The sequence below is a fragment of the Halohasta salina genome (assembly GCF_024178165.1).
GTDB classification, from domain to species: Archaea; Halobacteriota; Halobacteria; order Halobacteriales; family Haloferacaceae; genus Halohasta; species Halohasta salina.
In genome coordinates, this window is record NZ_JAMZIE010000001.1 from 358,045 (window position 1) to 383,039 (window position 24,995).

Below are 24,995 nucleotides of genomic sequence, written 5' to 3' on the forward strand. Positions count from 1 at the left end.
AGTAGGCGGTGACGACTGACGGAGGCGACCGCTGACAGCGCGCTCCCGGTGTGCGGACGTGTAATCACGCTTAAGGGGTGGCGTCTGCTTTCCATGACTATGCACCCACGGGATCTCTCCGCGACCAGCCCCTACGTGCCGGGACGGGGAATCGAGGAGGTCGCCCGCGACCTCGGGCTCGACCCCGACGCGCTGATCAAACTCTCCTCGAACGAGAACCCCCACGGCTCTAGCTCGAAAGCCGTCGACGCCGTCTGCGACCGGGCTCGTGAGGGCCTGCACGTCTATCCGAAGGCCGCCCACACCGATCTCACCGAGAAGCTGGCCGACAAATGGAGCGTCGACAGCCAGCAGGTCTGGGTCTCGCCGGGGGCCGACGGCGCGATCGACTACCTCTCGCGAGCCATGCTCGAACCGGACCAGTCGGTGCTCGTTCCGGAACCGGGCTTTTCCTACTACTCGATGAGCGCCCGCCACCACCACGGCGAGGTCTCGACTTACGGCCTCTCGAAGGACGACGAGTTCGCCCAGACCGCCGACATCGTCCTCGAAGCGTACGACGGCGAGCGCATCGTCCACCTCACCTCGCCGCACAACCCGACCGGCAGCGAGTGGGCCCGCGAGGAGATCACGACGCTGCTGGAAGCGGTCGACGACCAGACGCTGGTCGTGGTCGACGAGGCCTACGGCGAGTACTCCGAGCGACCGACCAGCATCGACCTCGTCGACGAGTACGACAACGTGGCCGTCCTTCGCACCTTCTCGAAGGCCTACGGGCTGGCGGGCCTCCGGATCGGCTACGGGGTCGTCCCCGAGTCGTGGGCCGACGCCTACGCCCGCGTCAACACGCCCTTCGCCGCGAACGAACTCGCCTGCCGGGCCGCCCTCGCCGCGCTTGACGACGACGATCACGTCGACCAGTCGGTCGAGACCGCGGCGTGGGCACGGGAGTACATATACGAGAACCTCGATGCGCCGACCTTCGAGAGTGCTGGCAATTTCGTCCTTGCCGATGTGGGCGACGCGAGCCACGTCGCCGAGCGGAGCCAAGAAGAGGGCGTCATCATCCGCGACTGCAGCAGCTTCGGGCTGCCGGGCTGTGTCCGGATCTCCTGTGGTACCCGCGAGGAGACGAAGACGGCCGTCGAGACGCTCAACGGCATCTTGGCCGAGGTGGCACCAACGTGACCGACGCCACCGCTGACCCGCTGCGGATCGCCGTCACCGGCACCCCCGGCACCGGCAAAACCACCGCCACCGAGGCGTTGGCCGACTGGGACGTCGACACGAGCGTCATCCACCTCAACGACGAAATCAAGGACCACGACCTGTGGACCGAACGTGACGTCGACCGCGACTCGCTTGTGACCGACATCGAGGCCGTCGGGTCACATCTCGGCGACTGGAACGGGGTGCTCGAATCACATCTCGCCCACCACTTCGAGGCCGACCGCGTGGTCGTGTTGCGGTGTGCGCCGGTCGACCTCGAAACCCGGCTCGAAGAACGTGGCGACCCGCCTGAAAAGGCCCGCGAGAACGCCGAAAGCGAGGCACTCGATGTCGTGCTCTCGGAGGCCGTCGAGGAACATGGTCAGGAGTCGGTCTACGAGGTCGACACCACCGACCGCGACCCGGAGGCGGTCGCCGACGCGATCGCGGCAGTCATTGCGGGCGAGCGCGAGCCCAGCGCGGGCGAGGTCGACTTCACGGAGTATCTGCTGCCATGACCCTCGACAAGTTCCGCCCGCTGGCCGACCGCATGCTGACGCCGTTCGTCACGGCCGCCGACAGCCTCGGCCTGTCGCCCAACGGCGTCAGCGTGCTCTCGTTGGGCGTCGCGGCCGCGGCGGCCGCCGCCTTCGTCGCCGGCGAGCCGCAGTGGTACGCCGTCGGCGGCTTGCTGGTGTTGCTCAACGGCTGGCTGGATCTGGTCGACGGCGCGCTCGCCCGCCGGCAGAACGTCGCCTCCGACGGCGGCGACCTGCTGGATCACGTGATCGATCGCTACGCCGACCTGATCATCATCGGCGGACTGGCCGCCGGCGTCGACCGCTTTGCCCTCGGCTTTGTGGCCGTCACGGGCGTGCTGATGACTTCGTATCTCGGCACGCAGATTCAGGCCGTCGGCCTCGGGCGGGCCTACGGCGGGCTCGTCGGCCGGGCCGACCGGCTGGTGTTGATCACGATCACCGGGTTGGTCGCCGCGGTCGTCACCGGCCCCGTAGTCGCCGGCTACGGCGTGGTCGCGCTGCTGTTGGCGTTCTTCGCGGTCGTCGGCCACCTCACCGCCCTCCAGCGGTTCTGGGGCGCGTGGTCCGATCTCGACTGAAGGGTGGCAAGCAGCGTCGCCGGCGTATGGTTTATACCGGGTGGCACGTTATCCGTTCATATGCCCCAATGTGAGATGTGTGGTGCCCAGGAGTCGTCGCTCACCACCACGAAAGTCGAGGGTGCGGAACTGGAACTCTGCGAGAACTGTCAGGGGTTCGGAACCACGGTCGAAACCCAGCAGTCGACCGGGGGAACCAGCAAGTACTCCACCTCCTCGAGTAGCGGCACTTCGGGGTCGTCGGGTGGCTCGACTGGTGGCTCGACGAGCTCCGGTGGGTCGACGCGGCGCAAGAAGGACATGTTCGACGACATGGACGAACTCGCCGGCGACTACGACGACCGCATCCGGGAGGCACGGGAGGCCGAGGGGCTGACACAGGAAGAACTCGCCGACGACCTCAACGAGAAGGCGAGCCTCATCCGCAAGCTCGAACGCGGCGACATCCTCCCGAGCGACGACGTCAAGGCCAAACTCGAGAAGAAGCTCGACATCACGCTCACCGAGGGCGCCGACGTCGGCGACACCGAGTGGTCCAGCGGTTCGGGTCAGTCGATGACCCTCGGCGACGTCGTCGAGCGCAAGGAGTAGCGCCGGACTCACCCCTCGGTTTACGGTCGAAAAACTGAAGCTATTTGTCGGAGGCGACTCGTTGTGTGGGTATGTTCATCTTAGTGAACCTCAAGGCGTACCCGTGTGATCCGATTGCCGTCGCCGAAGCTGCCCACGAGGTAGCCGAGGAGTCGGGCGTTCGCATCGCCGTCTCGCCGCAGGCCGCCCAGATCGAGGCCGTCGCCGAGACCGGCGTCGAGACGTGGGCCCAGCACGTCTCGCCCAACCAGTACGGCAGCTTCACCGGGAGCCAGCTCGCCGAGGCCGCCGCCGCCGCCGGCGCGGTCGGCACGCTGATCAACCACTCGGAGAACCGCCGCAAACTCGCCGACATCGACGCCTCGATCCGCGCGGCCGAGCGCGCCGGCCTCGAAACCTGTGTCTGTGGGAACAACCCCCGACAGATCGCCGCCGTCGCCGCTCTCGGCCCCGATTCGGCGGCCGTCGAACCGCCGGAGCTCATCGGCGGCGACGACTCGGTCGCGACCGCCGACCCCGAGATCGTCGAGGACGCCGTCAACGCCGCAGCCGAGGTCGACGAGGACGTCGAGGTCTTCTGTGGTGCGGGCATCTCGACGGGCGAAGACGTCACTGCCGCGGAGGAACTCGGTGCCGAAGGGATCCTGCTGGCCAGCGGCGTCGCCAAAGCCGACGATCCGAAAGAGGCGCTCGAAGACCTCGTCTCCGGGCTCTAAGTCGGCCGCCCAGCGATCGAACCTGTTTTTAAAAGCCGAAGACGTCCTCGGAGTCGTCGGTCCCGCCAATCGGGGCGTCGTCCCGCGGATCGTCGACCGACGGCCGGAAGCTTGCCTCGATCGCCCGGACCATCGTGTCGACCTCGTTCGTTTCCAACTGGTAGGCGTAGGCCTCCTCGATGAGTTCGGGGACCGCGTAGGCGTACCGCCCGCGACCGGTGTGGCGGATCAGTTGGGCCTGTCGGAGCGGCCGGTTGCGGCTGTAGGCCAGCTGCTGGTCGTCGTCGCCGCCGGCCGCCCGATGGGCGGTCAACGGGTCGCTCTCGCCGGCCTCGCGGTAGTGTCTGAGCATGCCGACCGATTGCTCGGGTAACTCCTCGATCCGCTCGCGGAGCTCCTCGACGACCGCGTCCCGCGTGCCGAGTTCGACTGCTTCGGCGAACTGCATCGCCTCCTCGGCGATCTCTTGGCGGGTGACAGTGCCGAACTTCGAGTCGGCCTCGGCGGTACGTTCGGCCTCGCTGGGGCCGCTGACCTGACTCGGATCGACCGGCGTGGGGTCGACCGGCGCGCCGGCCGCGGAGCCGTCGAAGGCCGCCTCGTCGTCCGGGGACTCGAAGCCCGAGTCGGCGGCCGAGTCGGCCGTCGACCCCCCGTCGTCGGCAAACGGCGACCCGTCGTTCGGCCCGTCGAAGACCCCCGAGCGCAGCGCTTCGACCGGATCGGTCGGGATCTTCTCGCCGCTGGCCGTCTCGGCCCGGTCGTCGGCCGCCCCATCGCCGGTCGCTGTCGTGTCGTCGTCCGAAGCCGCCGTATCGGCGGTCTCAGTGCCGAGGGCAGCCATCGGATCGGTCGGTGGTTCGGCGGTCGACTCGGCTGGTGTGGCCGGGCCGCCGGTCGGGTCGCTTCCCTCGCGGTCGGGTTCGGCCTCGGCGATCAGCGGATCGAAGCCGGGGTCGTCATCGTCTGTCGACGCCTCCGGCTGGTAGTCGGCGATATCGGCCTGCTCGTCGGGGCGATCGAGGTTTCGTCCCCGTCCGCCGCGGTGGGGGGCCTCCGAGCGCTGGAGCAGCGCCTGAGCGAACTGGTCGGCCATCCGGCTCAGGTCGCGGGCCTCTTCGAGTTCCTGCTCCAACTGCTGGATTTCGGCCTCTTTCTTGTCGAGTTCCTGCTGGAGGTCCGCGATCTTGCTCTCGCGGCGCTCCTTTTCGTCCGATATTTCGGTGAGTTCGGAGACCAGATCGCCGCTGACGGATTTGAGTTCGGGCCGCTCGAAGTCTTCGAGGCCGGGGGTCGCCCCCGCGTCGAAGGTGCGTTTGCGGTGGAACTGGACCCGCTGGATGTCGCTGGCCCAGTCGGCCACCAGAAAGCCCTCGCCGTCACCCATCTCCTCGATCGCTTCGGCGTACTCCGAGCCGAGAATGCGGCCGACGACCTTGGTGTCGTTGCGCCACGTCAGCCGGTGCCAGACGAGCCAGTCACACTGGGTGATGAAGTCCTTTTTCACGTCGGCGGGCCGCTGGCTGATGCCGACGATGCCGAGGCCGTGTTTCCGACCCCGCTTGCCGATCTTGATTAGCATTTTCCCGGCTTCGCCCATCCCGCTCTGCTCGGGGATGTACTCGTGGCACTCCTCGACGACGACCAGGAAGGGCTTTTTGAGTTTTTTCTCCTTGGCGAAGAGGTGCCGCGTCGTCTCCAAGACGAGTTCGTCGGCATCGTCGTCGTCGAGATAGCCCGAGACATCGAGGATGATCGGGATGTTCTCTTCGAGAGCCAAGGAGGCGATCTTCTCGGCGTGGTCGGCGGTCACTTGGATATCGCACTCGTCGTCGGCGCCGACGTGGAGGACTTCGTACTCTTCTTTGAGGCCGTAGTACTCGCCGTCGCTGTCGACGACCAACACGGGGAAGTTCTTGTCGAGGAGGTTTTCGAGCATCACCGAGACGGTGTTGGACTTGCCGCTGCCGCTTTTTCCGGTGACGAAGCCGCGGCCGGTCAGGATGTCGACCACGGGCAACTCGACCGGCGTGCCGGCGGCGGTGTCGGGGGCCCCGCCCGGCCCCGCGCTCACGTCCGCGACGGTGATCGTTTCGTCGTCGCTCATTCAGTTAGATGGATAGATCGGCTACGGGCACATAGTTCCTGCTGTCGATTCGTCGCTGGCCGTGACTGTCGTCCCGAACAGTCGGCTGGACGGCCAATACGCGTTATCCGGTACCGATCGAAGCCCCACCGTGGCTGACCAAGCACGCCTCGACACGGCGCTCCGAGGCCAACCGTCGACGGGATCGGTCGACCGGATGCGGGCGGTGGCCCTCGCGGGGATCTGTCTCGACGCGGTGACAACGTGGGTGGTCTTTGCGGCCCCCGGTTACCGGGAGTACAACCCGCTTCTCGCCGGGCTCTGGGACGGACACCCCTTGTTAGTCGCCGGCTACTTTAGTGGCCTCGCCCTCGCGGTGGTGGTCGCGACGGGCCGCCACCGACGGCTGTCGGCGGCGGTCTCGGCCTACGTGGTCGTCGTCATGGGTGTCTTCGGCGGTGGCAACAATCTCGTGCTGTTCGCCGTCGGTCCGCCGAGTCCGTTGGCAGTGGTGGCCGACGCAGTCGGCATCTCGGGGTCGACTGTCGTGGTGACGATCGCCCCGGCCTGTGGCCTGCTCGTCGCGGCCGGGGCCGTCTGCCTCCGTCGCGGCTCACGTTCGTAGTGCGGCGAGGGAGCCGCGGGCCACGTTGTTCCGGTCACCACATCTCGATCCGCCACCGAAACGCACACGAGGCGTCGACAGTTCGCGTCGACGATCAGTCCGACCCAGCGTCGTCGCCCCGGCCGCCATCGGTCTGGGCCGGAGTATCGTTCCCGCCATCGATATCCGACCACGGCACGGAGTCAGCCGTCGACGCGGTATCCGTCTCGGTGACTTTTCTGGCCGCGAGCAACGCTCCGTCAGCTGCAGGATCCGCCTCTACCGCCGACTCGCTGCCGGCTGCTGCGGGTTCGGCGGCCGTCGACGCCGCCTCCTCGGTGGCCGTCTGTGGGGCTGATGACGTTCCATCCGTGGCATCAGTTGCCACGTCCTTGGCGGCCGCGATTGCCGCCTCCGCGGCGGGGTCTGTCTCGCCGACCTCGAAGTCGTCGACGCTGTCGTGGAGTTCCTCGGCCGTCTGGCTGAGGCGCTCGATGGTCATCGTGACCTCCGACAGCGACGAGGCCTGTTCCTCGGAGGCCGCCGAGACGGTCGTCGCTTCGGCGGCGGTCTGCTGGCTGACACTGGAGACCTCGTCGACCATCGAGACGACCTCTTCGGAGGAGGCCGCCTGATCGTCGGTCGCCCGGCTGATCTCGGTGATGCCGGTCTCGGCCTCCTCGATGGCCGCCGCGATCTCGTCGAACATCTCGACGGCGTTCTCGATCGTCTCCGCGCCGGTCTCGACCCGCTGGCTCATCTCCTCGATGTCGTCGACCGTCTCGCCGGTCGTCTCCTGGACCTCCTCGATGCGAGTCTCGATCTTCGTCGTCGCCTCGCCCGCCTCCTCGGCGAGCTGTTTGATCTCGGTGGCGACCACGTTGAACCCCTCGCCCGCCTCGCCCGCGCGGGCGGCCTCGATGGAGGCGTTGAGCGCCAAGAGGTTCGTCTGCTCGGCGATCGAGGAGATCAGCTCGACGATCTCGCCGATCTGCTCCATCTGGGCATCGAGGGCCTCGACCTGCCGGGAGGCGTCTTCGGCCTCGGCCTCGATGGCCTCGATCTCGGCGGTCGCCTCGGCGGCGTACTCCCGGCCCTCCTGGCCGCGGTCGACCGCGCTGCCGGCGGTCGCCGAGACCTCCTCGGCCGAGGAGGCGACCTCCTCGACGGTCGCGGACATGTCGGCCATCTCGCCGGCGACCGTCTGGAGGTCGTCGCTCTGTTTGTCCGCCCCGTGTGAGATCTCGACGACCGACTCGGCGACGTCCTCGCTGGCGGCCTCGATCTCCTCGGCGCTGGCGGCGACCTGCTGGCTGGAGTCGGCGACCTCGTCGGCGATCGACTGGACCGTCTCGATGCTCTCCCGCAGTTGGTCGACGCCCTCGCTGAAGTCATCGAGCACGCGGCCGTACTCGCCGGGGAAGTCGGTGTCGACCTCTTGGTCGAGGCGGCCGTGTTTGAGCCCGTCGCTGGCCGCCGAGATCTGCCCGAAACTCGCCGACAGGCGGTCGGTGCCGCGCTGGAAGTCTGCGAGGACGCTGCCGTACTGGCCGGGGCGGTCGGCCTCGACCGTGCGGTCGAGTTTCCCCTCACGGAGCGCGTGGCTGGCGGCCTCGATCTCGTCGAAACTCCCGGTGAGTTCCTCGATACCCCCGTCGAGTCGCTGCATGATCTCGCCGTAGCTGCCGGGGTAGTCGGTGTCGATCTCTTGGTCAAGTTTCCCGGCCTGCAGGTTGCCGCTGACGACCGAGAGATCGTCGACGACACCCACGAGGTTCCGTTGCATCCGCCCGAAGGCGTCGACCATCACTCCGAGTTCGTCGTCCATCTCGCGGCTGGTGATCTCGGTGTCGAGCCGCCCCTCACTGATCGCTTCGGCCGACTCCGAGAGCCGTTGCAGCGGCGGCGTGATGTGTCTGTTGAGCACGACCCCGATCCCGATCGCCGAGATGAACGCGATGACGGTGAGCCCCAGTAGCTCCATCTGGGTCGACTGCGTCGTGGCGTCAGCGAGGGCGACCTGCTCGTCCATGTTTGCCTGCGCTGTGGCTTCGAGCGTGTGGGCCTGCTCTTCCATCTCGGCGCTGAGCGATTCCATCTCGGTCAGCGTTGCCGCCGCAACCTCCTCGTTGCCAGCGGCCTTCGCCTCGAAGTACTGCTCGCCGAGTTCGTTGTATTCGTCGTGTGTCGCCCGCAGGGTTTCGAGTTGGGCGACGGCCTCACCGGTGGGTTCCATGGCTGCAGCTTCAGTCTCGAAGTATCCGTCGGCCTCGTCGTAGGCCTCACGCGCACCCGCTTCGTCGAGTTGCGCCGAGTGCACCGCAACCTGCTGTTTCTGGATTTCGACGATCATCTCGGTGGCGTGGTCCATGTTCTGGCCCTCGGTGGCGATGACATGGGCCTCGTGGTCGAGTTCGGCGAGGCTCTGGTAACCCACCGCCCCCGTCGTGGCTACCAACAACGCCACGATCAGGAACGATGCGATCAGTTTCGGCCGGAGATTCAGTCTATCGATGCCGAGTGTGTTTGTGAGTCCCATATGTAACATCACACGACAAAGCCGGTTCAAACAGCAGGATAACTGGTTAGTGTCGCCGATAGTTCTGACACTAGCTATTTAGCCCCTCGTTCTCAGCTGTGAGATCCGGCTCCGACTCGAAGACAGCAGCGAGGAGCCGCCGGTGGGCGGCCTGCAGGTGGTTGTAGACGGTCGGGCTCGAAATCCCGAAGCTCTCGGCGAGTGCCTCGCCAGTCACGCCCCGTGGCGTCTCGTAGTAGCCGCCGTGGTAGGCCGCCGTGAGGATCTCGTACTGGCGGTCGGTCAGCAGTTCGGCCGCCGTCGTCGTCTCGATGGCGTCGGGATCGGTCGTCCGTCGCTGGGCCAGCAGTTCGATCTCCGGATACCGCGACAGCAGCGACGCGATCAGCGGCCGTTTGGCCGCCTGCTCTGGCGCCGCGATCCGAACGGTCGTCCCCGACGGGTCGGAGACCGATTCGAGGAGTCGACCGCCGTGTTTGGCGACGACGGAGGCGAGAAACGGCTTCCTGACCGTCAGGCTCAACTGCCCTTTGGCGGCCGTCCCGAACGGCTCGACGGCCAGCACGCCCGCGCTGGCGGCCGCTTCGCGCCGGACCGCCTCGCTGTCGCCGTCGAGGACCGTCACGAGGATCCGTATCGTCTCGTCTGTCGTTTCGAGGACGGTATCGAACCGAATCCGACCCTCGGTTGCCGCTGCCAGTCGCTGGAGGAGGTAGGTCGACCCGCCGAGGCTGAACTCGCGTTCGACGTATGCGGCCTCGGCTGTCGCATACCGCTGGTCGAGGATCCGGGAGTAGGTTACCGCCAGCGAGGCGACGTTCTCCAAGAGGTCGGCGTGCAGGTCGTCGAAGGCATGCTCGCTTCGGGCGTAGACCGACAGCACGCCGTACAGCACGTCGTCGTAGACCAGCGGCACGCTGTAGACTGATCCGTAGCCGACCGACAACGCGGCCTTCGCCCACGACTCTTCGAGGACGCGCGAGGCGATGGCGGGGACGCTGATCGCCCGTCGTTCGGTGGCGGCGCGTCCAGCGGGTAGCCCGCTCCCCTCCCCGACTGCGATCGAGTCGAGATACTCTTCGCCGTCGCCGGCCCACTCGGTCGGCTCGATGTCGGCCGCCCGTCCGTTCGGTCGTCCGATCCACGCGAAGTCGACGGCATCGATCCCCAGCAGCCCCGTACAGACGGCGCGCTCGATAGCCGCCTCGCTGTCACTATCGGCGACCTGCCGGTGGATCGCCTGTAGCGCGTCGAGACTGTCTGTCAGTGCTTCGATGGCCGACTGGTGGCTCGACAGCTCACTCGTGATCTCGTTGCGCTTCCGGTCGCTATGGAGCTGTTGGAAGGCAGCCTCGGCGTTGGCGGCCGCTACCTCGATGAGTTCCACGTCGACCGGGTCGATCTCGCTGTGGCCCGTATCGAAGGCGACGATCACACCGAAATCCCCGATCGGCACCACGAGTGCCTGCTGGACCGGCTCGTCGACGGCCCGCTCGGCGGGTGGGAGGAACTCGCCGTCAAAGACGGTCGCCTCGCCTCGCTGATAGGCCTGCCAGATCGGGTTCGGCCCCGGTGCGATCCCTCCGAGTGCGGACTCGTCGCCGAGGTCGGCGGCAACTGCCGCCGGTGTGAGTTCGCCGCTGTCTTCGTCGAACTGGGTGACGGCGACGTAGTCGAACGCGAAGGCTCGGTCGACGAACTCGACGAGGAACTCGGCGATGTCGCCTTCCGAATCCGGGGGATAGAACGCCCGTGTCGACGTATGAAGCTCGTGGAGCACGCGCTCACGCTTTTCGAGTTCGCGCTTCTGGGTGACGCGGTCGGTGATGTCCTGCTGGAAGCCGATGTAGTTGACGACCGCCCCCGTCTCGTCGTGGACGGGCGCGATCTCCAGATGGTTCCAGAACATCGTCCCGTCGCGTCGGTAGTTGCGGAGTTCGACCGACGCGTCGGTCTCGCTGTCGATCGCCGCCCGGAGCGTCGACACCGGCTCCGGCTGGGTTCCCTCGCCCTGCAGGAACCGACAGTTCCGACCGAGAACCTCCTCGCGTGGGTAGCCGGTGAGTTCGAGGAACTGGGGGTTGACGTACACCATCTCGTCGTCCGTCGTGGAGTCGGTGATGGCGATCCCGACCGGCGCTTCGTCGAGCGCCCGGCTCTTGGTGAGGAGTTCCTGTTCCCGCTCCGTTCGTTCGGTGATGTCCTGAAACGCGCCGTGAACGCCGAGCAGTTCGCCGCTGTCGTCGCGCCACGGCTTGCCCATTACCCGTACCCACCGGACCTCGCCGGTCGTGGTCACGATGCGGCACTCGTGGTCGAACGGCTCGCCGTCGGTCGTGAGGCGGTCGACCGCCTCACGGATCGTCTCGCGGTCCGCCGAATGGTAGAACTCCAAGACCTCCTCGACCGACAGCTCGGTCCCGAGCGGCTGTTCGAGAATCCGGTAGATCTCGTCGGTCAGCCGCAACCGCTCGGTCCGAAGGTCGAGTTCCCAGCCGCCGATGTCGGCGACGTCCTGAATATCCCGCAGGAAGTCGCGGTGTCGACGGAGTTCTGCCTCGCGTTTCTTCCGCTTGGTGGCTGCCCAATCGGCCACAACGTACTCCTCGGTGTCGTCGTCCTTCTCGGTGGCATCCGTGTGATCAGCCGCTTTGGGTTGGTCACCTCCGTCAGTCAGTCCGGTCGTCATCTGTACGGCTCGGCGGGCGCTAACTGCGTGGTCGATCCGATTGGCGAGCAGGGTGTATTCGGCATTCCCGCCCTGCCGGAGACAGTCGGTCGCCCCGGCAGCGAGTGCGTCGCTGGCAATTTCGTCGAGCCCGCCCTCGACGAACAGCACGAACGGAAGGTCCGGGAACCGCTCGCGAACGGCTGCGAGCAGTTCGCGGCCGGTCATTTCGGGGAGATCGTCTCCCGCGACGATACAGTCGGGGGGTCGATCGGCGATCGTTTCGAGGGCGGCCGCGGGGCTCGGTGTGGCCTCGACGTGGATCGCGTCGTCCCAGCGAGCGAGTGCCGCGGCGGTCGGCTCCGTCACCGCCGGGGCGTCGACGTGGAGAATCTGAACCGGATCTCCGAGGTTGCGACTCATACATAAACAACTGACTGTTGTGGTAATAGTCGTTTGCACGTTTGCCGATCGATGGTAGACATCTGTCCACTCCTCTCGACGAACACGATCGGCACTCGCGGCCCCGCCGGCGGTAGCTTTGTGCCGGTCGACGCCGACTCACAACCGATGCCCACAGTCTACGTTACGGCGCCGGAATCGACCGCCGACGAACTCGCGGCCACGCTCGTCGACGAACGGCTCGCCGCCTGTGTCAACGCCGTCGACTGCCGGTCGACTTATCGCTGGGAGGGCGAGGTCACCACCGACGACGAGACGATCCTCCTGCTCAAGACGACCGAGGCGGCCGCCGACCGGCTCACAGAGCGGATCGAGGAGCTCCACCCATACGACGTGCCCTGTATCGAGCGCTTCGACGAGACCGACCTGCTGGCTCGGTTCGGTGCGTGGATCGACGAGTCGGTCGACTGAGGCCGGTGTCAGACGTTGCGGCGGCATCGTCGTGCCGGTCGAACCCCTCGGGTCGGTGGTGATCCTCGGCTCACTCCGGGTCGACTAACCGTCCACCGTGCCGGCGTCGGTTCGCGGCGTAGACCACCGCGACCGCCGCGAGCGCGGCATAGAACCCGAATATCCCGTCGCCGGCCGGATAGCCCGTCTCCCGGAGTGTCGACACGAGGGCGACGACCCCAGCGACGGCGGGTGGGATTCCGACGTAAAGCCACCACGTCGGCTGCCACCCCTCGGGACAGCGTAGAGCCGTCGCATCGAGGAACAGCCCGACGAACGCGGCGATCGAACAGGCAAACAGGCCGAGGGCACTCGCAAACGAGAGACCGAAGCCGACTTCCGCGGGCCACAACAGCACCGCCAGCCACACCGGTGCGAGGACGGCATAGCCGACAACGACGAGCCACCACCGCGACCGGTCGGACTGGCCGGCGGCGGGCGCTCGTCTCCGCTCAGGGTCGACGCGGTAGAGCACCCAGTCGGTTCCGACCGCCGCGACGACGGTGACGGCGACCGACAGCCCCACGCCGAGGACGGCGACAACCGGTGCAAACAGGAGGATGAGACTGGGTGTTTCGGCCGCCGAGGCGATCAGCCGGAGCGTCGGCAGCCCGAAGACGACCAGCGCCGCGAGGCCGCCGGTCAGACCGGTCCAGATTCCGGCCCGCTTAGTCGACGCCGCTCGCTCGTGGTAGTAGAAGCCGACGAGCACGCCGGCGACGAGCAGCGCGAGGCCGTCGAACTCCGGACCGGTGGCCACCCCCTCGCCCGACAGCGAGTCCCACGACAGCAGTAGCGAGACCGGAACCGAGGCGAGACCGGCGGCAATGGCGACGCGAAACGCGTCGTCGGTCGCCTCGGCTGCGAGTCGTTGGAGCATAGGCACGTCCCTCCGGCTCTCTGGAGCCGTCTCACTTATACCACTGCCCCCGTTTCAGAGCCAGAACTGCCACTCGATCACTCGAACTCTCCGAGCGACGACTGGCCCTCGCGGCGGTCCTCGATCCCCGGCTCGGTCGACGCCTCGCCGGTATCGGCGTCAATCCAGTCGGTGATCCGCCCTCGGTCGACGCGCTCGGCGTCGTCGGTCGCTGGCGTGGCCATCCCGTCGCCACCTGCCGGGCTGTCGGCGGGCTCGAAGCCGTCCAGCCGGGCCTGATCGGCCTCCTCGAACGAGAGCTTCGAGACACGGACGCCCAGCTTGCGGACCTGCTCGTCGGCGAACTCCTCCAAGAGGTCGAGAGCGACCGATTCGACGAGATCGGGCTCGTCGACCGGGCCCGGCAACGAGGAGGCCCGCGTGTTCACGTCGAACGGCGGGGTGACGACCTTGATCCCGATCGTGCGGTACATCGCCCCGCGACTCCGGGCGCGGGCCGCCACGTCGGCGGCGAGTGCGCGCACCTGCTCGCGTTTGGCGTCCATCTCGTCGGTGGCCTCAGTGAAAGCCGACTCCCGCGAGAGGCTCTTGGGTTCCCCGGTGGGTGTCACCTCGCGGTCGTCGACCCCGCGGGCCCGATCGTACAGTTCGCGGCCGCGTTGACCGAAGCGATCGACCAGCGGCGCGGGATCGGCGTCGGCGAGATCACCGGCGGTTTCGATCCCCAACTCCCGGAGTTCGCGGGCCGTGACGGGGCCGACGCCGTGGATCTCGTCGACCGGCAGGGGGTCGAGAAACCCCGTAACGTCGTCGGGTGGGACGACCGTGAGGCCGTCGGGTTTGTCGAAATCGCTGGCGATCTTGGCCGTCGACATGTTCGGCGCGACGCCGACGCTTGCGGGGACGCCGACCTCACGGCCGATCTGCTGTTTGATGTGGCGACCGTACCCCTCGGCGATGGTCCGGTCGCCGCCGTCGACGCGATCCCACCCCGTCCGGTCGGTGACGTCGAGATACGCCTCGTCGATGCTCACCTCCCGGACGGTCTCGGCGTAGTCGTGCAGGATCGCTTTGACCTCTTCGGCGACCGACTGATAAAACTCCATGTCGACCGGTCGGTAGTAGCCGACTACTCCATCGTAGTCGTCGCCGACGTCTTCGGCTCGGGGGAGGGCGTCGAGGGCTTGCCGGATCGCTTGGGCGCTCTCGACGCCGTGTTCGCGAGCTTCGTAGCTGGCGGTGGCGACCGCGCCGTGGCCCTCGCCGGGCTCGTAGCCCATCCCGACGACCAGCGGCTCGCCCCGTAGTTCGGGCTCGCGCAGTCGCTCACAGGAGGCATAAAAGCAGTCCATGTCGACGTGAAGGATAATGCGGTCCTCGGCGTCGACCGTGGCTCCCGGCAACTGCGGGCCGTCCATACCCGGCGTTAGGAGTCAGGAAGTATGACTGTTGGCCACTCGCTCCGGCGGGCCGCCGTTCGGCACGTCTCCGGCCAAATATTTAACTCACAACCGAAACGACAGCAACTAATGAACGACGTCGACGGGATCGTCCCCCAAACCGCCACCCTCCGTCACTCGGTGCTCCCGTGCCAATGAGCGACGACCAGCCAGCCACGCCCGAAGCGACGCAGGCCGACGCCCATGCCGATCCGGCCGTCGACATCGGTGAGACGACCGACGAGACGACCGTCACCGAGGAAGGGTCCGAACTCGAACGCACCATCGGCCTTAGCGGCGGGCTGACCATCGGCATCGGAACCATGATCGGCGCGGGAATCTTTGTTTTTCCGGGGCTGGCCGCGGGCAACGCTGGCCCTGCCGCCGCGGTCTCCTTCGGCATCGGCGCGGTCGTCGCGCTGCTGGTCGCCCTCCCGACCGCCGAGTTGGCCACGGCGATGCCGAAAAGTGGCGGCGGCTACTACTTCATCTCCCGCGGGATGGGATCGCTGTTCGGTGCGGTCGTCGGCCTCAGCCTCTGGCTCGGCCTCGTCTTTGCGACCGCCTTCTATCTGGTCGGCTTCGGCGAGTACGCCCTCGCAGTACTGGTCGAGATCGGTCTCCCGCGGCCGCCCGACCTCGGCCCGTTGAGCATCGTCGCCGTCCTCGGCGTCGTCTGTGGCGTCGGCCTCACGGCGCTCAGCGTCGGCGGGACCGAGAACACGACCAAACTCCAAAACGGGATCGTCAGTCTGTTGCTCGGGATTCTGGCGGTCTTTCTCACCGTCGGGATCGTCGACGCCCTCGGCTTCCTCGGCTCGGAGTCGGCGCCCGAGACGTTCGCCCCCTTCGGCGTCGGACCGATCCTCTCGACCGCCGCGCTCGTCTTTACCTCCTATCTGGGGTTCGCCCAGATCGCCACCGTCGCCGGGGAGATGAAGGAGCCGAGCCGGAACCTCCCGCTGGCGATGGTGGGGTCGGTGGTGGTCGTCGGCGTGCTGTACGTGGTGACGATCTTCGTCTCGACCAGCGCCTTCGGCAGCCAAGAGTTGGGCCAGTTGGGCGAAACTGCCATCGTCGAGGTCGCCCGCTCGTATCTCGGCTTGCCGGGGGCGATCGCGATCCTGCTGGCGGGGCTGTTCGCCACCGTCTCGTCGGCCAACGCCTCGATCCTCAGCGCCTCCCGCGCGCTGTACGCGGTCAGTCGGGATGCGCTGGTCCCGAAGGGCGTCAGCCGGGTGAACCTCCGGTACGGCACGCCGCATCTCGCGCTCGCCCTCGTCGGCGGACCGACGGTGCTGCTGGTCGGCACCGGCCAGACCGAACTGCTGGCCGAGGTCGCCTCCTTTTTGCACCTCATCATGTACGGGCTAATCTGTGTGACGTTGATCGTCCTCCGTCGACAGTCGCCGGAGTGGTACGCGCCGACCTTTCGGACGCCGGGATACCCCGTCGTTCCGGTGGTCGGCGGGGCGGCGAGCATCGCCATGATCGCGTTCATGCAGCCGACCTCGCAGGTCGTCGGCCTGTTCGTCATGGTCGGTGCAGCGGGGTGGTACTTCTTGTACGCCCGTGATGTACGGCTCAAGGGAGGTGAGATGAATGAGTAACGCGACGAGCGTGTTGGTCCCCGTCGCCGTCCTGCAGGGCGAGGCGCTGTCGGAGGCACTGGTCGACCGGCTCGCTGGCCTCGACGTGACGCTGCTGGGCTACCACGAGATCCCCGATCAGACGGCGACTGAACAGGCCCACGACCAGTTCAACGAACAGATGCAGCGCAAACTCGACGAGTACGTCGACCTCTTCGAGTCTCACGGCGGGACGGTTACACCACGAACAGTGTTCACACACGACGCCCCCGAGACGTTCAAACGGATCGCCATCGAGCAAGACATCGGCGCGATCCTCGTCCCGAACCCGGCTCCCGCGGTCGACCGGATCCTCGTGCCAATCCGTGGCCCGGTGAACCTCGATCCGATCCTCACCATGACCGCGGCGCTCGACGGCGACCCCGAGATCGTGCTGTTCCATGCGGCAGCCAGCGAGGCCCAGCGAGCCGACGGCGAGGAACTGCTGTCGACGGCTGCCGACCAGCTCGCCGAGGCGGGCGTCGATCCCGGTCGGATCGACCGCCAACTCACCGTCAGCGACACGCCGCTACGGGCGATCAGCGACGCGGCTGCCGACACCGGCTTGATCGTCATCGGCGAAAAGGAGCCTTCGGTCGTCGACATCATCTTCGGCGATGCGGCCGATCGGATCGCCGAGGCCGCGGCCTCGCCGGTGGTCGTCGTTCGGACTGATCGCTCCGACGACGACTGATCGCCGATCGGTCTGTCGCTGTGTTTGAACGGCTCGGTCGACAGTCCCGCCGACCGGCTTGTGAGACGGTTCTTGTGGCTGCGGCCACTGGGTGAGCTATGGGAGAGTCGACCGCCGTTCTGGTTCCCGTGGCCGCCCTGCAAGGCGAGTCGCTCTCGGAGGCCGTCCTCGACCTGCTGTCGAGCGTCGAGGTCGTGCTGCTCGGCTACCACGAGGTGCCCGACCAGACTGCGCTCGAACAGGCCCGCGACCAGTACGGCAGTCGGCTCCGGCGACGGCTTTCGGACTACGCCTCGCTGTTCGAGCCCGACGCCGAGGCTGTTACCACCCATACCGTCTTCACGCACAATCCCCAGCAGACGATCGAGCGAGTCGCTATCGACGAGGCGTCGACGGCGATCCTACTGATAAACCCCGCGCCGGTCATCGATCGGGTTCTGGTCCCGATCCGCGGCCCGGTGAACCTCGACCAGCTTACGACGACGACCGCCGAAGTCGTCGACGGCACCGACAGCGAAGTCCTGTTGTTTCATGCCGCCCGGACGGAGGCGGACCGTGAGTCGGGCGAGGAGTTGTTGTCGACGGCCGCCGACCAGTTGGCAACTGCGGGCGTCGACCCCGATCGGATCGCCACACAGGTCCGTGTAACACGGTCGCCGCTCCGGGCGATCACGACCGCAGCAGACGACGCCGAGTTCGTCATTATCGGCGAGCGGAAGCCGTCGCTCACCGATCGCATCTTCGGCGACGTGGCCGACCGACTCGCTACCTCGACGGCCGGCCCCGTGCTGGTAGTCCGGAAGCTCCGCTCGGGGGATGCGAAATAACTGAGAAAGCGGCAGGTCGCGTCTACAGCTCGTCTTCGAAGTCGTCGAGCGCGTAGACGGTGCCGGCGTTGCGGCGGTCGAGCGTCTCGTTGGCCAGCAGCCAGTAGACGACCGACAGCGCGCGTCGACCCTTGTTGTTCGTCGGGATGACGAGGTCGACGTTGCTGACCTGATTATTCGAGTCACACATCGCGATGACCGGGATACCGACCGTGATCGCCTCTTTGACCGCCTGGGCGTCGCCGATCGGGTCGGTGACGACCACGACGTCGGGCTCGATGTAGCCCGCGTAGTCGGGGTTCGTCAGCGTGCCGGGGATGAAACGCCCGGTGCGGGCGCGGGCCCCGATGGCGTCGGCGAACTTCTCGGCCGGGAACCGACCGTACTGCCGCGATGAGGTAACGAGGACCTGCTCGGGATCGTAGCCCGCGAGGAAGTCCGCAGCCGTTCGAATACGGCTGTCGGTCTGGCTCACGTCGAGGACGTACAGCCCGTCGTCACGGACGCGGTGGATAAACCGCTCCATGTCCTGGGTCTTCTGCTGGGTCCCGATGTGGACACCCGCGCCGAGGTAGTCCTCGACGGGAATGAGGAGGTCGACCTCCTCGTCGGGCATCACGTCGTCGTCGAACGGCGAGGCGTCCTCCTCGGCCTCGTCGGCTTCGGGGGCTGCCTCCTCGTCGACGGCGTCGGCGTCGTCAGCCGTTGGTTCTGCCTCGGCGGCGTCCTCGTCTGGAGCCTCGTCGGCGGCCGGTTCCTCGGCGACAGGCTCGTCGTCGACGTCGGCCTCGTCGGCCTCGTCGGCGGCGTCCTGCGCTTGCTGTTCGATTTCGGTGTCGTTGTCGCTCATACTGCGTCGTCCGCGATTCTGATCAGTTCGTTGAGTTTGGCGGTTCGCTCGCCCGCAACGGTGCCGGTTTTGATGAATCCGGCGTCAGTTGCGACCGCGAGGTGTGCAATCGTCGTGTCTTCGGTTTCGCCCGACCGGTGGGAGATGATCGTCTCGTAACCGTTGCGAACCGCCAGTTCGATGGCGTCGACGGTGTCGGACAGCGATCCGATCTGGTTGGGTTTGATGAGGATGCTGTTGGCCGCGTCCTGATCGATCCCGTCCTGCAGACGCGAAACGTTGGTGACGAACAGGTCGTCGCCACAGATCAGCGTCTGGTCGCCGACCATCTCGGTCAGTTCGGCGAAGGCCTCGTAATCGTTCTCGTCGAGGGGGTCCTCGACGTATGCGAGGCCGTACTCTTCGACGAGGTCGGCGATATACTCGATCTGTTCGTCGGTCGACTTCTCGCCGTCGCTGTACTGGTAGGCACCGTCCTCGAACATCTCGGAGGCAGCCACGTCGAGACCGAACTTGATCTCGAAGCCGACTTCCTCTTCGACGCGGGACGTCGCCTCGTCCATGATCTCGAAGGCCTCGGCGTCCGAGACCGGCGGGGCCCACGCCCCTTCGTCACCTTTTCCGGCACCGATGCCGCGTTCGTCGAGGATGTCGCCGGCCGCGCCGTGGACCTTCGCGTTGGCGAAGACGGCCTCTTCGACGCTCGGTGCGCCGACCGGGGCGGCGAGGAACTCCTGGATGTCGGTGGCGTCCTTGGCGTGTTCGCCGCCGCCGACGACGTTGCCGAGCGGGACGGGGAAGTTGTCACCGCGGAACGCGCCGCCGAGGTGCTGGTAGAGCGGCGCGCCGAGGGTGTCGGCGGCGGCCTTGGCGGCGGCCATCGAGATGGCGACGGCGCTGTTGGCGCCGATCTCCGAGAAGTTCTCGGTACCGTCTGCGGCCCGGAGCGCGCCGTCGACTGCCCGCTGGTCGCCCGCGTGGACGGTGTCGACCAGCCGGGGGACGGCGTGTTCTCTCGCGTTGGCGATCGCCTCCGTCGGCGGGAGTTCGATCGCCTCGTACTCGCCGGTCGATGCGCCCGAGGGCGCTGCCGCGCGGCCGAAGCCGCCGGCGTCGGTGAGTACGTCCGCTTCGACCGTGGGGTTGCCACGGGAGTCGAGCACACGTCGGAGTGAAATCGAGGTAATTAGTGTCATTGTGTTAGTCGCGTTTGACCGTAAACGGCAGGACCCCGGCGTCGTACTCCTCGGCCGCGATGAGGATCGGCTCGCTCTGCTGGGTCTCGACGAGGACGGGCGCGCCGTAGGAGACCTGCAGCGCTCGCGCACCGAGGATCCGTGCCTTCTCGTAGCGGTTGTACTGGCCTCTCATTGGTAGGGGGCGACGACGTCGACGAGGTCGGTATGCGACACCATCATCCGGCGACAACAGTGGCGGTCGACCCCGAGGTCGTCGAGCACCGCGGCGGGATCTTCGCCACGCTGTGACCGTTCTTCGAACTCCTCGTAGTGTTCACCGATGACCTTGCCACAGGTGAAACACCGGACTGGGATCATCATGGTTGGATCACCTCAGCGGTAGGACTTCTGGTACCGGGCACGCGCCCCGGGACCGCCCCACTTCTTCGGCTCGGACTGCCGGACGTCGTTGACCAGCAGCGAGCGGTCGAACTGCATGTATGCTTCACGCAGTTCTGCATCATTAAGATGCTGGACCAACCCACGGGCCAGCGCCGTCCGAACGGCGTCGGCCTGTCCGCTGAAGCCGCCGCCGTTGACCGTGACGTCGATGTCGACGCTGTCACGAAGGTCGTCGCCGGCGATGCGGAACGGTTCCAACATCTTGAGGCGTGCCATCTCCGGTTCGACCAGCTCGACTGGCTGGGAGTTGATACGGACGCGACCCTCGCCGTCGCGCACGGTGGCGCGGGCGACAGCCGTCTTCTTCTTGCCTGATGTGTTGGTTACCATGTGACGTTCGCTCCCAGTTTCTCGGAGATCTCTCCGAGCGAGATGAACTTGATGTTCGACAGGCGATCCAGCGAGGTGCCCTCGAGCACCTCTCCGTCCTCGTCGTACGGATTACCGACGTAGACGCGGACGTTCTCGAAGGCCTCACGGCCGTGTTCCTTCTTGTACGGCACCATCCCGCGGATCGACCGCTTGAAGATGCGGTCGGGCCGCTTGGGGTAGTAGGGACCCCGGTCGGAGCCGATCTCCGCGCGTTTGCGGTAGGTCGACATGGTGTCTTCCTCGTTGCCGGTGATGACCGCGTCCTCGGCGTTGACCACCGCGACGCGCTCGCCGTCGAGGACCTTCTGGGCGACCTCGCTGGCGACGCGGCCGAGAATGCAGTCCCGGGCGTCGACGACGACGTCGACCTCGAACTCGGCGGCGCTCATCGGATCACCCGCACGTTGGTCCCCTCCGGGTTCTCGTCGAGAACCGCTTCGAGGCTCACGGCGTCGCCGACCTGACCGATCTTGGTTTCGGCCGTCGACGAGAAGTCGACGGCGGCGACGGTGACGTTCGTTTCAAGCACACCACTGCCCAGGACCTTTCCTGGGACGACGACGGTCTCATCGTCACGGGCGTACCGTTCGATGCGACCGAGATTGACTTCCGCGTGGGTGCGCCGGGGCTTTTCGAGACGGTCGGCGACGTCCTGCCAGACTGCGGCATCGGCGTCGCCTGCGGCCGTCTTCAGCTCGGCGATGAGACTCTGGAGTCTCGGATTCGTCTTACTGCTCATTATTACTCTCCTGATAGAAAACGGAGTGCAGGGAGCAGGATTTGAACCTGCGGACCCCTATGGGACAGCGCCCTGAACGCTGCGCCGTTGGCCTGACTTGGCTATCCCTGCTCGCACTCCGGTGTAGCCCACTCCACCCTTTAGCGCTTTCGATCATCCCACGCTGGCGGCCCGTCATCGGGCGACAGCGTGCGGCCCGGCGGCCAGTCATCGGCCGCCGGCTCCGACCGCCGAACGGCGAGACGGCTGTCTCGTCGCCAGGGCAGGCAGTCGGGGAAGTTGGTGGTGTGGGCATGATGTCGTTAGACTGTGACTGCGTCGTGTAGTTCGTCCGCACGCGAGCCGAGTTCCTCGGCGGCGCGGAGCACCAGTTCGTCGACGGACAGCGAGCCGTCGGTCTCGACGTGGAACACGTAGGCACCGGGCACGTCCGTCACGTCGAGTTCCTTACCGGGATACCGGTTGGTGAGGTCGTTGTCGAACTCGTCGGTGAGGACGACCTCGCCGTCGGGCGTCTCGATGACGCCACGAAGGATCTGTGGCTCCTGATCGTCGAACTCGCCGACGTCGTCGACGACCTCAACGGCCTGGAGATGGCGGAACCCGACCGAGACGCCGCCTTGGTGTTTGGCGTGTTCCTTGCCGCGGTCGAGTACCGCATCGGCCTCGAACTCGAGGCGTTGGCCCTCTTTGAGTTCGATGATCGGCACGTTCTCGTCGGCCGGGACGACCAGCGCGTCGCTGGTCTCGATGTCGCCCGAGTAGGCGGTCGCCGGCCCCTCGACGTCGAGGGCGACCGTGACGGCGTCGCCGATCTCGAAGTCGTCCAGCGGCGTGGTCAGCGGCACCAACCCGAGCCGGAGGGCGATCATCTCGTCGAACATCACCGAGGAGTTCTCGGTGAACCTGACGGTGTCGATCGAGAACGTCGGCACATCGGCGATCATCGCCCGCCGGAAGCCGTTTGCGAGTGCCGGTGTCAGTCCACGGACGAGGAACCGCGCCTTGCGATCCTCCCGTTCGATGAACTCAACGTCGAATTCCTGTGCCATGCGTCGTTAGACTCGCTTGTTCTTCGGCGCGCGGGTGCCGTCGTGCGGGATCGGCGTCACGTCTTCGATCCGGCCGATCTCGATGCCGGCACGTGCCAGCGCGCGGATCGTCGCCTGTGCGCCGGGGCCGGGGGATTTGTTCCCGTTGCCGCCCGGGCCGCGCACGCGAACGTGCAGTCCGGCGATGCCGGCGGCCTTGACTTCCTCGGCGACGGTCTCGGCCATCTGCATGGCCGCGTACGGCGACGCCTCGTCTCGGTTCTGCTTCACCACGGTCCCACCGGAGGATTTGACGATGGTCTCGGCCCCGGTCAGATCGGTGATCGTGATGAGCGTGTTGTTGAACGACGAAAACACGTGGGCGATGCCCCACTTGTCTTCCTGTGATTCACTCATTGTGTTACTCCTGTGCCTCCGCCCGTGCCGGGTGGAGTTCGTCGGCGATCGGACTCGTCTCGTCGTAGTCGACCTGGTCGGCCTGGCCGGCTTCGACCTTTCGCGACGGTGCCTTCGCGCGGGCGCCGTCGACGGTGATGTGGCCGTGGGTGATGAACTGGCGGGCCTGCTGTGGCGTCGAGGCCAGTCCCTTGCGGTAGACGACCGTCTGGAGCCGCCGTTCGAGGATGTCGGTCTCGTCGAGCGACAGCACGTCGGTGATCGAGTCGGTCTCCGCGAGGATGCCGTAGCGGCGGAGCTTGGTCAGGAACTCCGCGCCGGCGGCCTCGGCTTCCTCGACGTCACCCTGTGACTCGCCGATGAGTCGACGGGCCTCGCGTCGGATCGAGCGAAGCTCCGATTGGGCGCGCCACAGCTCCTCTTTGTTCTTGAGGCCGTAGCGGCCGAGCAGGCTGCTCTCGTCGGCGATCCGCTCGCCCTGATACGGGTGGTTCGGCGTCTCGTAGCGTTTGGTGTTCTGACCGGTCGTCATTCGTCGTCACCTTCGCCTGCGGCCTCTTCGGCCTGTTCTTCCTTGATCCGCTCGACGTTGACACCGATCGTCCCCTCGGTCCGGCCGGTGGACTTGGTGCGCTGTCCGCGGACCTTCTGGCCGCGCTTGTGGCGCACACCCTTGTAGGAGTCGATCATCTGCATCCGGTTGATGTCCTGTCGGCGCTGCTGGTCGAGGTCCCCGCCGACGATGTGGTTCGTGTCGCCGGTGTAGAAGTCGTGCTGCCGGTTGCACATCCACTCCGGAACGTGGTCCTCGATGTTTTCGACGACGTCGACGACGGCGTCGATCTCTTCCTCGTCGAGCAGGCCGAACGTCGCCGTACGGTCTACCCCGGAGGCGTCCGCCACGATGCGGGCGGTCCGCTGTCCGATACCGTTCATGTCTGTGAGACTGCGCTCGACAGTCTTCGTCCCGTCGAGATCGGTCTGACCGATCCGGACGAAGTAGCGGAGGTTCTCCTCTTCCTCCTCTGTCAAGCCGTCTTCTGGTTCTTCTGCACTCATAGCTGTTGTCAGTTGTGCGAGCGTTGCGGCGGGGATTCGAACCCCGGAGGCAGTGACGCCACAGAGTTAGCAACCCTGCGCCTTGGGCCAGGCTTGGCTACCGCAACACGCTTGTTGTATCGTCGCCCGCATGGACTCGGGACGCCGCGCCCCTACAGTACTACGCCCGAATAGAATCAACTCCAGCACTTAAGGGTCACGGACCGCGACGGGGGTGTCGACGTCTGTCACGGGTCACCCGCGAGTGGCCGTCGGCGACACCGTCGATGTTACCGGATCTTCGGCTGCATCCGGCAGTAGATCCCACGCTCGTAGCAGTCCAGTAGGAACGCCGCGGCGTCGCCGTTCGAAACCCCCCGGACCCCGAGACGGATCTCGCCGGTCGTGTACCGCCGGGTCGGTGGCCCCTCGGTCAGTCGGAGCGGCCGAACGATCGTCCAGTCGAGGTCCCGGTCGGTCACGTCGTCGACGTGGGCGGCGGCGTCGGCGGTGATCGTCGGCCGGAACAGCCGGAACAGCGCGACTGCCACCTGCTCGCCGAGGCCGGTAGTGGTGTCGGGGCCGCCGGCGGCCGCCGGCACGACCGTCAGATACCGATCGGGACCGGCCGTCGCCATCGCCTCCAGTACGTGTCGGCCGCCGACGGTCACGTAGTCCGGCGGCGTCACCCGCGAGTGCCGGCAGACGTTACAGACCGCCGTCGCCCCGTCGACGGCCGCCTCGACGTTCGTCCCCTCGTAGATGTCGGCCTCGATGACCGTCACTCCCTGTGGGAACTCGGGGGGCGACTCACCCATCCCCACGACTGCCCGTACCGGGTGACCGCGGTCGAGGGCCTGCACGACCAGTCGCCGACCCAGTGACCCGCTCGCACCGAAGACGGTCAGTGTCACAGCCGTAGCTCTCACCAATGACTGATAAGTAGTCGGGGAATACTGGGACGGAAGCCGGATCGGATTTGGTCAGGATGGGGC

27 protein-coding genes and 2 tRNA genes are annotated in these 24,995 nt (G+C 66.7%); 10 read left to right on the top strand and 19 right to left on the bottom strand.

Annotated elements, in window-relative coordinates; translation table 11 throughout:
- Nucleotides 1-99: 99 nt before the first annotated feature.
- The 5 genes from hisC to tpiA all read left to right on the top strand — a co-directional run bounded on the left by hisC (nt 100) and on the right by tpiA (nt 3,636).
- Complete coding sequence (hisC, locus tag NKJ34_RS01805) at nt 100-1,188, top strand: histidinol-phosphate transaminase (RefSeq protein WP_253736544.1); 1,089 nt, start codon at nt 100-102, stop codon at nt 1,186-1,188.
- A gap of 20 nt (nt 1,189-1,208) precedes the next feature.
- Nucleotides 1,209-1,727, top strand: a complete 519-nt coding sequence (locus NKJ34_RS01810; RefSeq protein WP_253736979.1) for an adenylate kinase family protein — start codon at nt 1,209-1,211, stop codon at nt 1,725-1,727.
- Nucleotides 1,724-2,329 carry a CDP-alcohol phosphatidyltransferase family protein gene (locus NKJ34_RS01815; RefSeq protein ID WP_253736545.1) on the top strand — a complete coding sequence of 202 codons (606 nt, stop codon included), beginning with the start codon at nt 1,724-1,726 and terminating at the stop codon, nt 2,327-2,329. Before NKJ34_RS01810 ends, NKJ34_RS01815 begins: the two co-directional genes overlap by 4 nt.
- Before the next feature lie 60 nt (nt 2,330-2,389).
- The gene (locus tag NKJ34_RS01820) at nt 2,390-2,920 is read left to right on the top strand and encodes a multiprotein bridging factor aMBF1 (protein WP_253736546.1); all 531 of its coding nucleotides are present in this window, start codon (nt 2,390-2,392) and stop codon (nt 2,918-2,920) included.
- Nucleotides 2,921-2,991: 71 nt separating this feature from the next.
- On the top strand, nt 2,992-3,636 hold the full coding sequence (gene tpiA / locus NKJ34_RS01825; protein ID WP_253736547.1) for a triose-phosphate isomerase: 645 nt from the start codon (nt 2,992-2,994) through the stop codon (nt 3,634-3,636).
- 28 nt (nt 3,637-3,664) lie between these two features.
- Here tpiA and NKJ34_RS01830 read toward each other — a convergent pair whose 3' ends face one another.
- Entirely contained in the window at nt 3,665-5,743 is a 2,079-nt protein-coding gene (locus NKJ34_RS01830) for a helicase HerA domain-containing protein (RefSeq protein ID WP_253736548.1), read from the bottom strand.
- A 130-nt stretch (nt 5,744-5,873) separates the two neighbouring features.
- Here NKJ34_RS01830 and NKJ34_RS01835 point away from each other — a divergent pair, with 130 nt between their 5' ends.
- Nucleotides 5,874-6,347: a DUF5658 family protein gene (locus tag NKJ34_RS01835; protein WP_253736549.1), complete on the top strand. Its 474-nt coding sequence runs from the start codon at nt 5,874-5,876 to the stop codon at nt 6,345-6,347.
- A gap of 94 nt (nt 6,348-6,441) precedes the next feature.
- Here the strand turns inward: NKJ34_RS01835 and NKJ34_RS01840 are convergent, their stop codons facing one another.
- Together NKJ34_RS01840 and NKJ34_RS01845 are read right to left on the bottom strand one after the other, a co-directional pair.
- Nucleotides 6,442-8,865 (bottom strand): methyl-accepting chemotaxis protein, encoded by a 2,424-nt coding sequence (locus NKJ34_RS01840; protein ID WP_253736550.1) that lies wholly within the window; start codon nt 8,863-8,865, stop codon nt 6,442-6,444.
- 70 nt (nt 8,866-8,935) lie between these two features.
- A complete protein-coding gene (locus tag NKJ34_RS01845; RefSeq protein WP_253736551.1) occupies nt 8,936-11,956 on the bottom strand; it encodes a PAS domain S-box protein in 3,021 nt (1,006 codons plus the stop codon).
- Nucleotides 11,957-12,103: 147 nt separating this feature from the next.
- Here NKJ34_RS01845 and cutA point away from each other — a divergent pair, with 147 nt between their 5' ends.
- Nucleotides 12,104-12,406: a divalent-cation tolerance protein CutA gene (gene cutA / locus NKJ34_RS01850; protein ID WP_425491752.1), complete on the top strand. Its 303-nt coding sequence runs from the start codon at nt 12,104-12,106 to the stop codon at nt 12,404-12,406.
- A gap of 70 nt (nt 12,407-12,476) precedes the next feature.
- Here cutA and NKJ34_RS01855 read toward each other — a convergent pair whose 3' ends face one another.
- Nucleotides 12,477-13,325: a DUF5518 domain-containing protein gene (locus tag NKJ34_RS01855; RefSeq protein ID WP_253736553.1), complete on the bottom strand. Its 849-nt coding sequence runs from the start codon at nt 13,323-13,325 to the stop codon at nt 12,477-12,479.
- A 77-nt stretch (nt 13,326-13,402) separates the two neighbouring features.
- Nucleotides 13,403-14,743, bottom strand: coding sequence for a DNA polymerase IV (gene dinB, locus NKJ34_RS01860; RefSeq protein ID WP_253736554.1), 1,341 nt, complete (start codon nt 14,741-14,743; stop codon nt 13,403-13,405).
- Nucleotides 14,744-14,919: 176 nt separating this feature from the next.
- On the opposite strand from dinB, the gene NKJ34_RS01865 reads away from it, so the two are divergent.
- The 3 genes from NKJ34_RS01865 to NKJ34_RS01875 all read left to right on the top strand — a co-directional run bounded on the left by NKJ34_RS01865 (nt 14,920) and on the right by NKJ34_RS01875 (nt 17,913).
- Nucleotides 14,920-16,374 (top strand): APC family permease, encoded by a 1,455-nt coding sequence (locus tag NKJ34_RS01865; protein WP_253736555.1) that lies wholly within the window; start codon nt 14,920-14,922, stop codon nt 16,372-16,374.
- On the top strand, nt 16,367-17,086 hold the full coding sequence (locus NKJ34_RS01870) for an adenine nucleotide alpha hydrolase family protein (protein ID WP_253736556.1): 720 nt from the start codon (nt 16,367-16,369) through the stop codon (nt 17,084-17,086). Before NKJ34_RS01865 ends, NKJ34_RS01870 begins: the two co-directional genes overlap by 8 nt.
- Before the next feature lie 98 nt (nt 17,087-17,184).
- A complete protein-coding gene (locus tag NKJ34_RS01875) occupies nt 17,185-17,913 on the top strand; it encodes a universal stress protein (RefSeq protein ID WP_253736557.1) in 729 nt (242 codons plus the stop codon).
- Nucleotides 17,914-17,935: 22 nt separating this feature from the next.
- Here the strand turns inward: NKJ34_RS01875 and rpsB are convergent, their stop codons facing one another.
- From rpsB to NKJ34_RS01945, 14 genes are all read right to left on the bottom strand, one after another.
- On the bottom strand, nt 17,936-18,763 hold the full coding sequence (rpsB, locus tag NKJ34_RS01880) for a 30S ribosomal protein S2 (protein WP_253736558.1): 828 nt from the start codon (nt 18,761-18,763) through the stop codon (nt 17,936-17,938).
- Nucleotides 18,760-19,959 carry a phosphopyruvate hydratase gene (eno, locus tag NKJ34_RS01885; protein WP_253736559.1) on the bottom strand — a complete coding sequence of 400 codons (1,200 nt, stop codon included), beginning with the start codon at nt 19,957-19,959 and terminating at the stop codon, nt 18,760-18,762. The genes rpsB and eno overlap by 4 nt, the downstream gene beginning before the upstream one ends.
- 4 nt (nt 19,960-19,963) lie before the next feature.
- Entirely contained in the window at nt 19,964-20,134 is a 171-nt protein-coding gene (locus NKJ34_RS01890) for a DNA-directed RNA polymerase subunit K (protein WP_253736560.1), read from the bottom strand.
- A complete protein-coding gene (locus NKJ34_RS01895; protein ID WP_253736561.1) occupies nt 20,131-20,322 on the bottom strand; it encodes a DNA-directed RNA polymerase subunit N in 192 nt (63 codons plus the stop codon). The genes NKJ34_RS01890 and NKJ34_RS01895 overlap by 4 nt, the downstream gene beginning before the upstream one ends.
- A 12-nt stretch (nt 20,323-20,334) precedes the next feature.
- Nucleotides 20,335-20,733, bottom strand: a complete 399-nt coding sequence (locus NKJ34_RS01900) for a 30S ribosomal protein S9 (protein ID WP_253736562.1) — start codon at nt 20,731-20,733, stop codon at nt 20,335-20,337.
- On the bottom strand, nt 20,727-21,164 hold the full coding sequence (locus tag NKJ34_RS01905; protein ID WP_253736563.1) for a 50S ribosomal protein L13: 438 nt from the start codon (nt 21,162-21,164) through the stop codon (nt 20,727-20,729). Before NKJ34_RS01905 ends, NKJ34_RS01900 begins: the two co-directional genes overlap by 7 nt.
- Nucleotides 21,161-21,514 carry a 50S ribosomal protein L18e gene (locus NKJ34_RS01910; RefSeq protein ID WP_253736564.1) on the bottom strand — a complete coding sequence of 118 codons (354 nt, stop codon included), beginning with the start codon at nt 21,512-21,514 and terminating at the stop codon, nt 21,161-21,163. The genes NKJ34_RS01905 and NKJ34_RS01910 overlap by 4 nt, the downstream gene beginning before the upstream one ends.
- A gap of 26 nt (nt 21,515-21,540) precedes the next feature.
- A tRNA-Leu gene (locus NKJ34_RS01915) sits at nt 21,541-21,625 on the bottom strand.
- A gap of 191 nt (nt 21,626-21,816) precedes the next feature.
- Entirely contained in the window at nt 21,817-22,566 is a 750-nt protein-coding gene (locus tag NKJ34_RS01920) for a DNA-directed RNA polymerase subunit D (RefSeq protein WP_253736565.1), read from the bottom strand.
- 6 nt (nt 22,567-22,572) lie between these two features.
- Nucleotides 22,573-22,962 (bottom strand): 30S ribosomal protein S11, encoded by a 390-nt coding sequence (locus NKJ34_RS01925; RefSeq protein WP_253736566.1) that lies wholly within the window; start codon nt 22,960-22,962, stop codon nt 22,573-22,575.
- 4 nt (nt 22,963-22,966) lie between these two features.
- Nucleotides 22,967-23,494 (bottom strand): 30S ribosomal protein S4, encoded by a 528-nt coding sequence (locus tag NKJ34_RS01930; protein ID WP_253736567.1) that lies wholly within the window; start codon nt 23,492-23,494, stop codon nt 22,967-22,969.
- Nucleotides 23,491-24,021: a 30S ribosomal protein S13 gene (locus NKJ34_RS01935; RefSeq protein ID WP_253736568.1), complete on the bottom strand. Its 531-nt coding sequence runs from the start codon at nt 24,019-24,021 to the stop codon at nt 23,491-23,493. Before NKJ34_RS01935 ends, NKJ34_RS01930 begins: the two co-directional genes overlap by 4 nt.
- Before the next feature lie 21 nt (nt 24,022-24,042).
- Nucleotides 24,043-24,128, bottom strand: a tRNA-Ser gene (locus NKJ34_RS01940).
- Nucleotides 24,129-24,290: 162 nt separating this feature from the next.
- Nucleotides 24,291-24,914, bottom strand: a complete 624-nt coding sequence (locus NKJ34_RS01945; RefSeq protein WP_253736569.1) for an NAD(P)-dependent oxidoreductase — start codon at nt 24,912-24,914, stop codon at nt 24,291-24,293.
- Nucleotides 24,915-24,995: the final 81 nt, after the last annotated feature.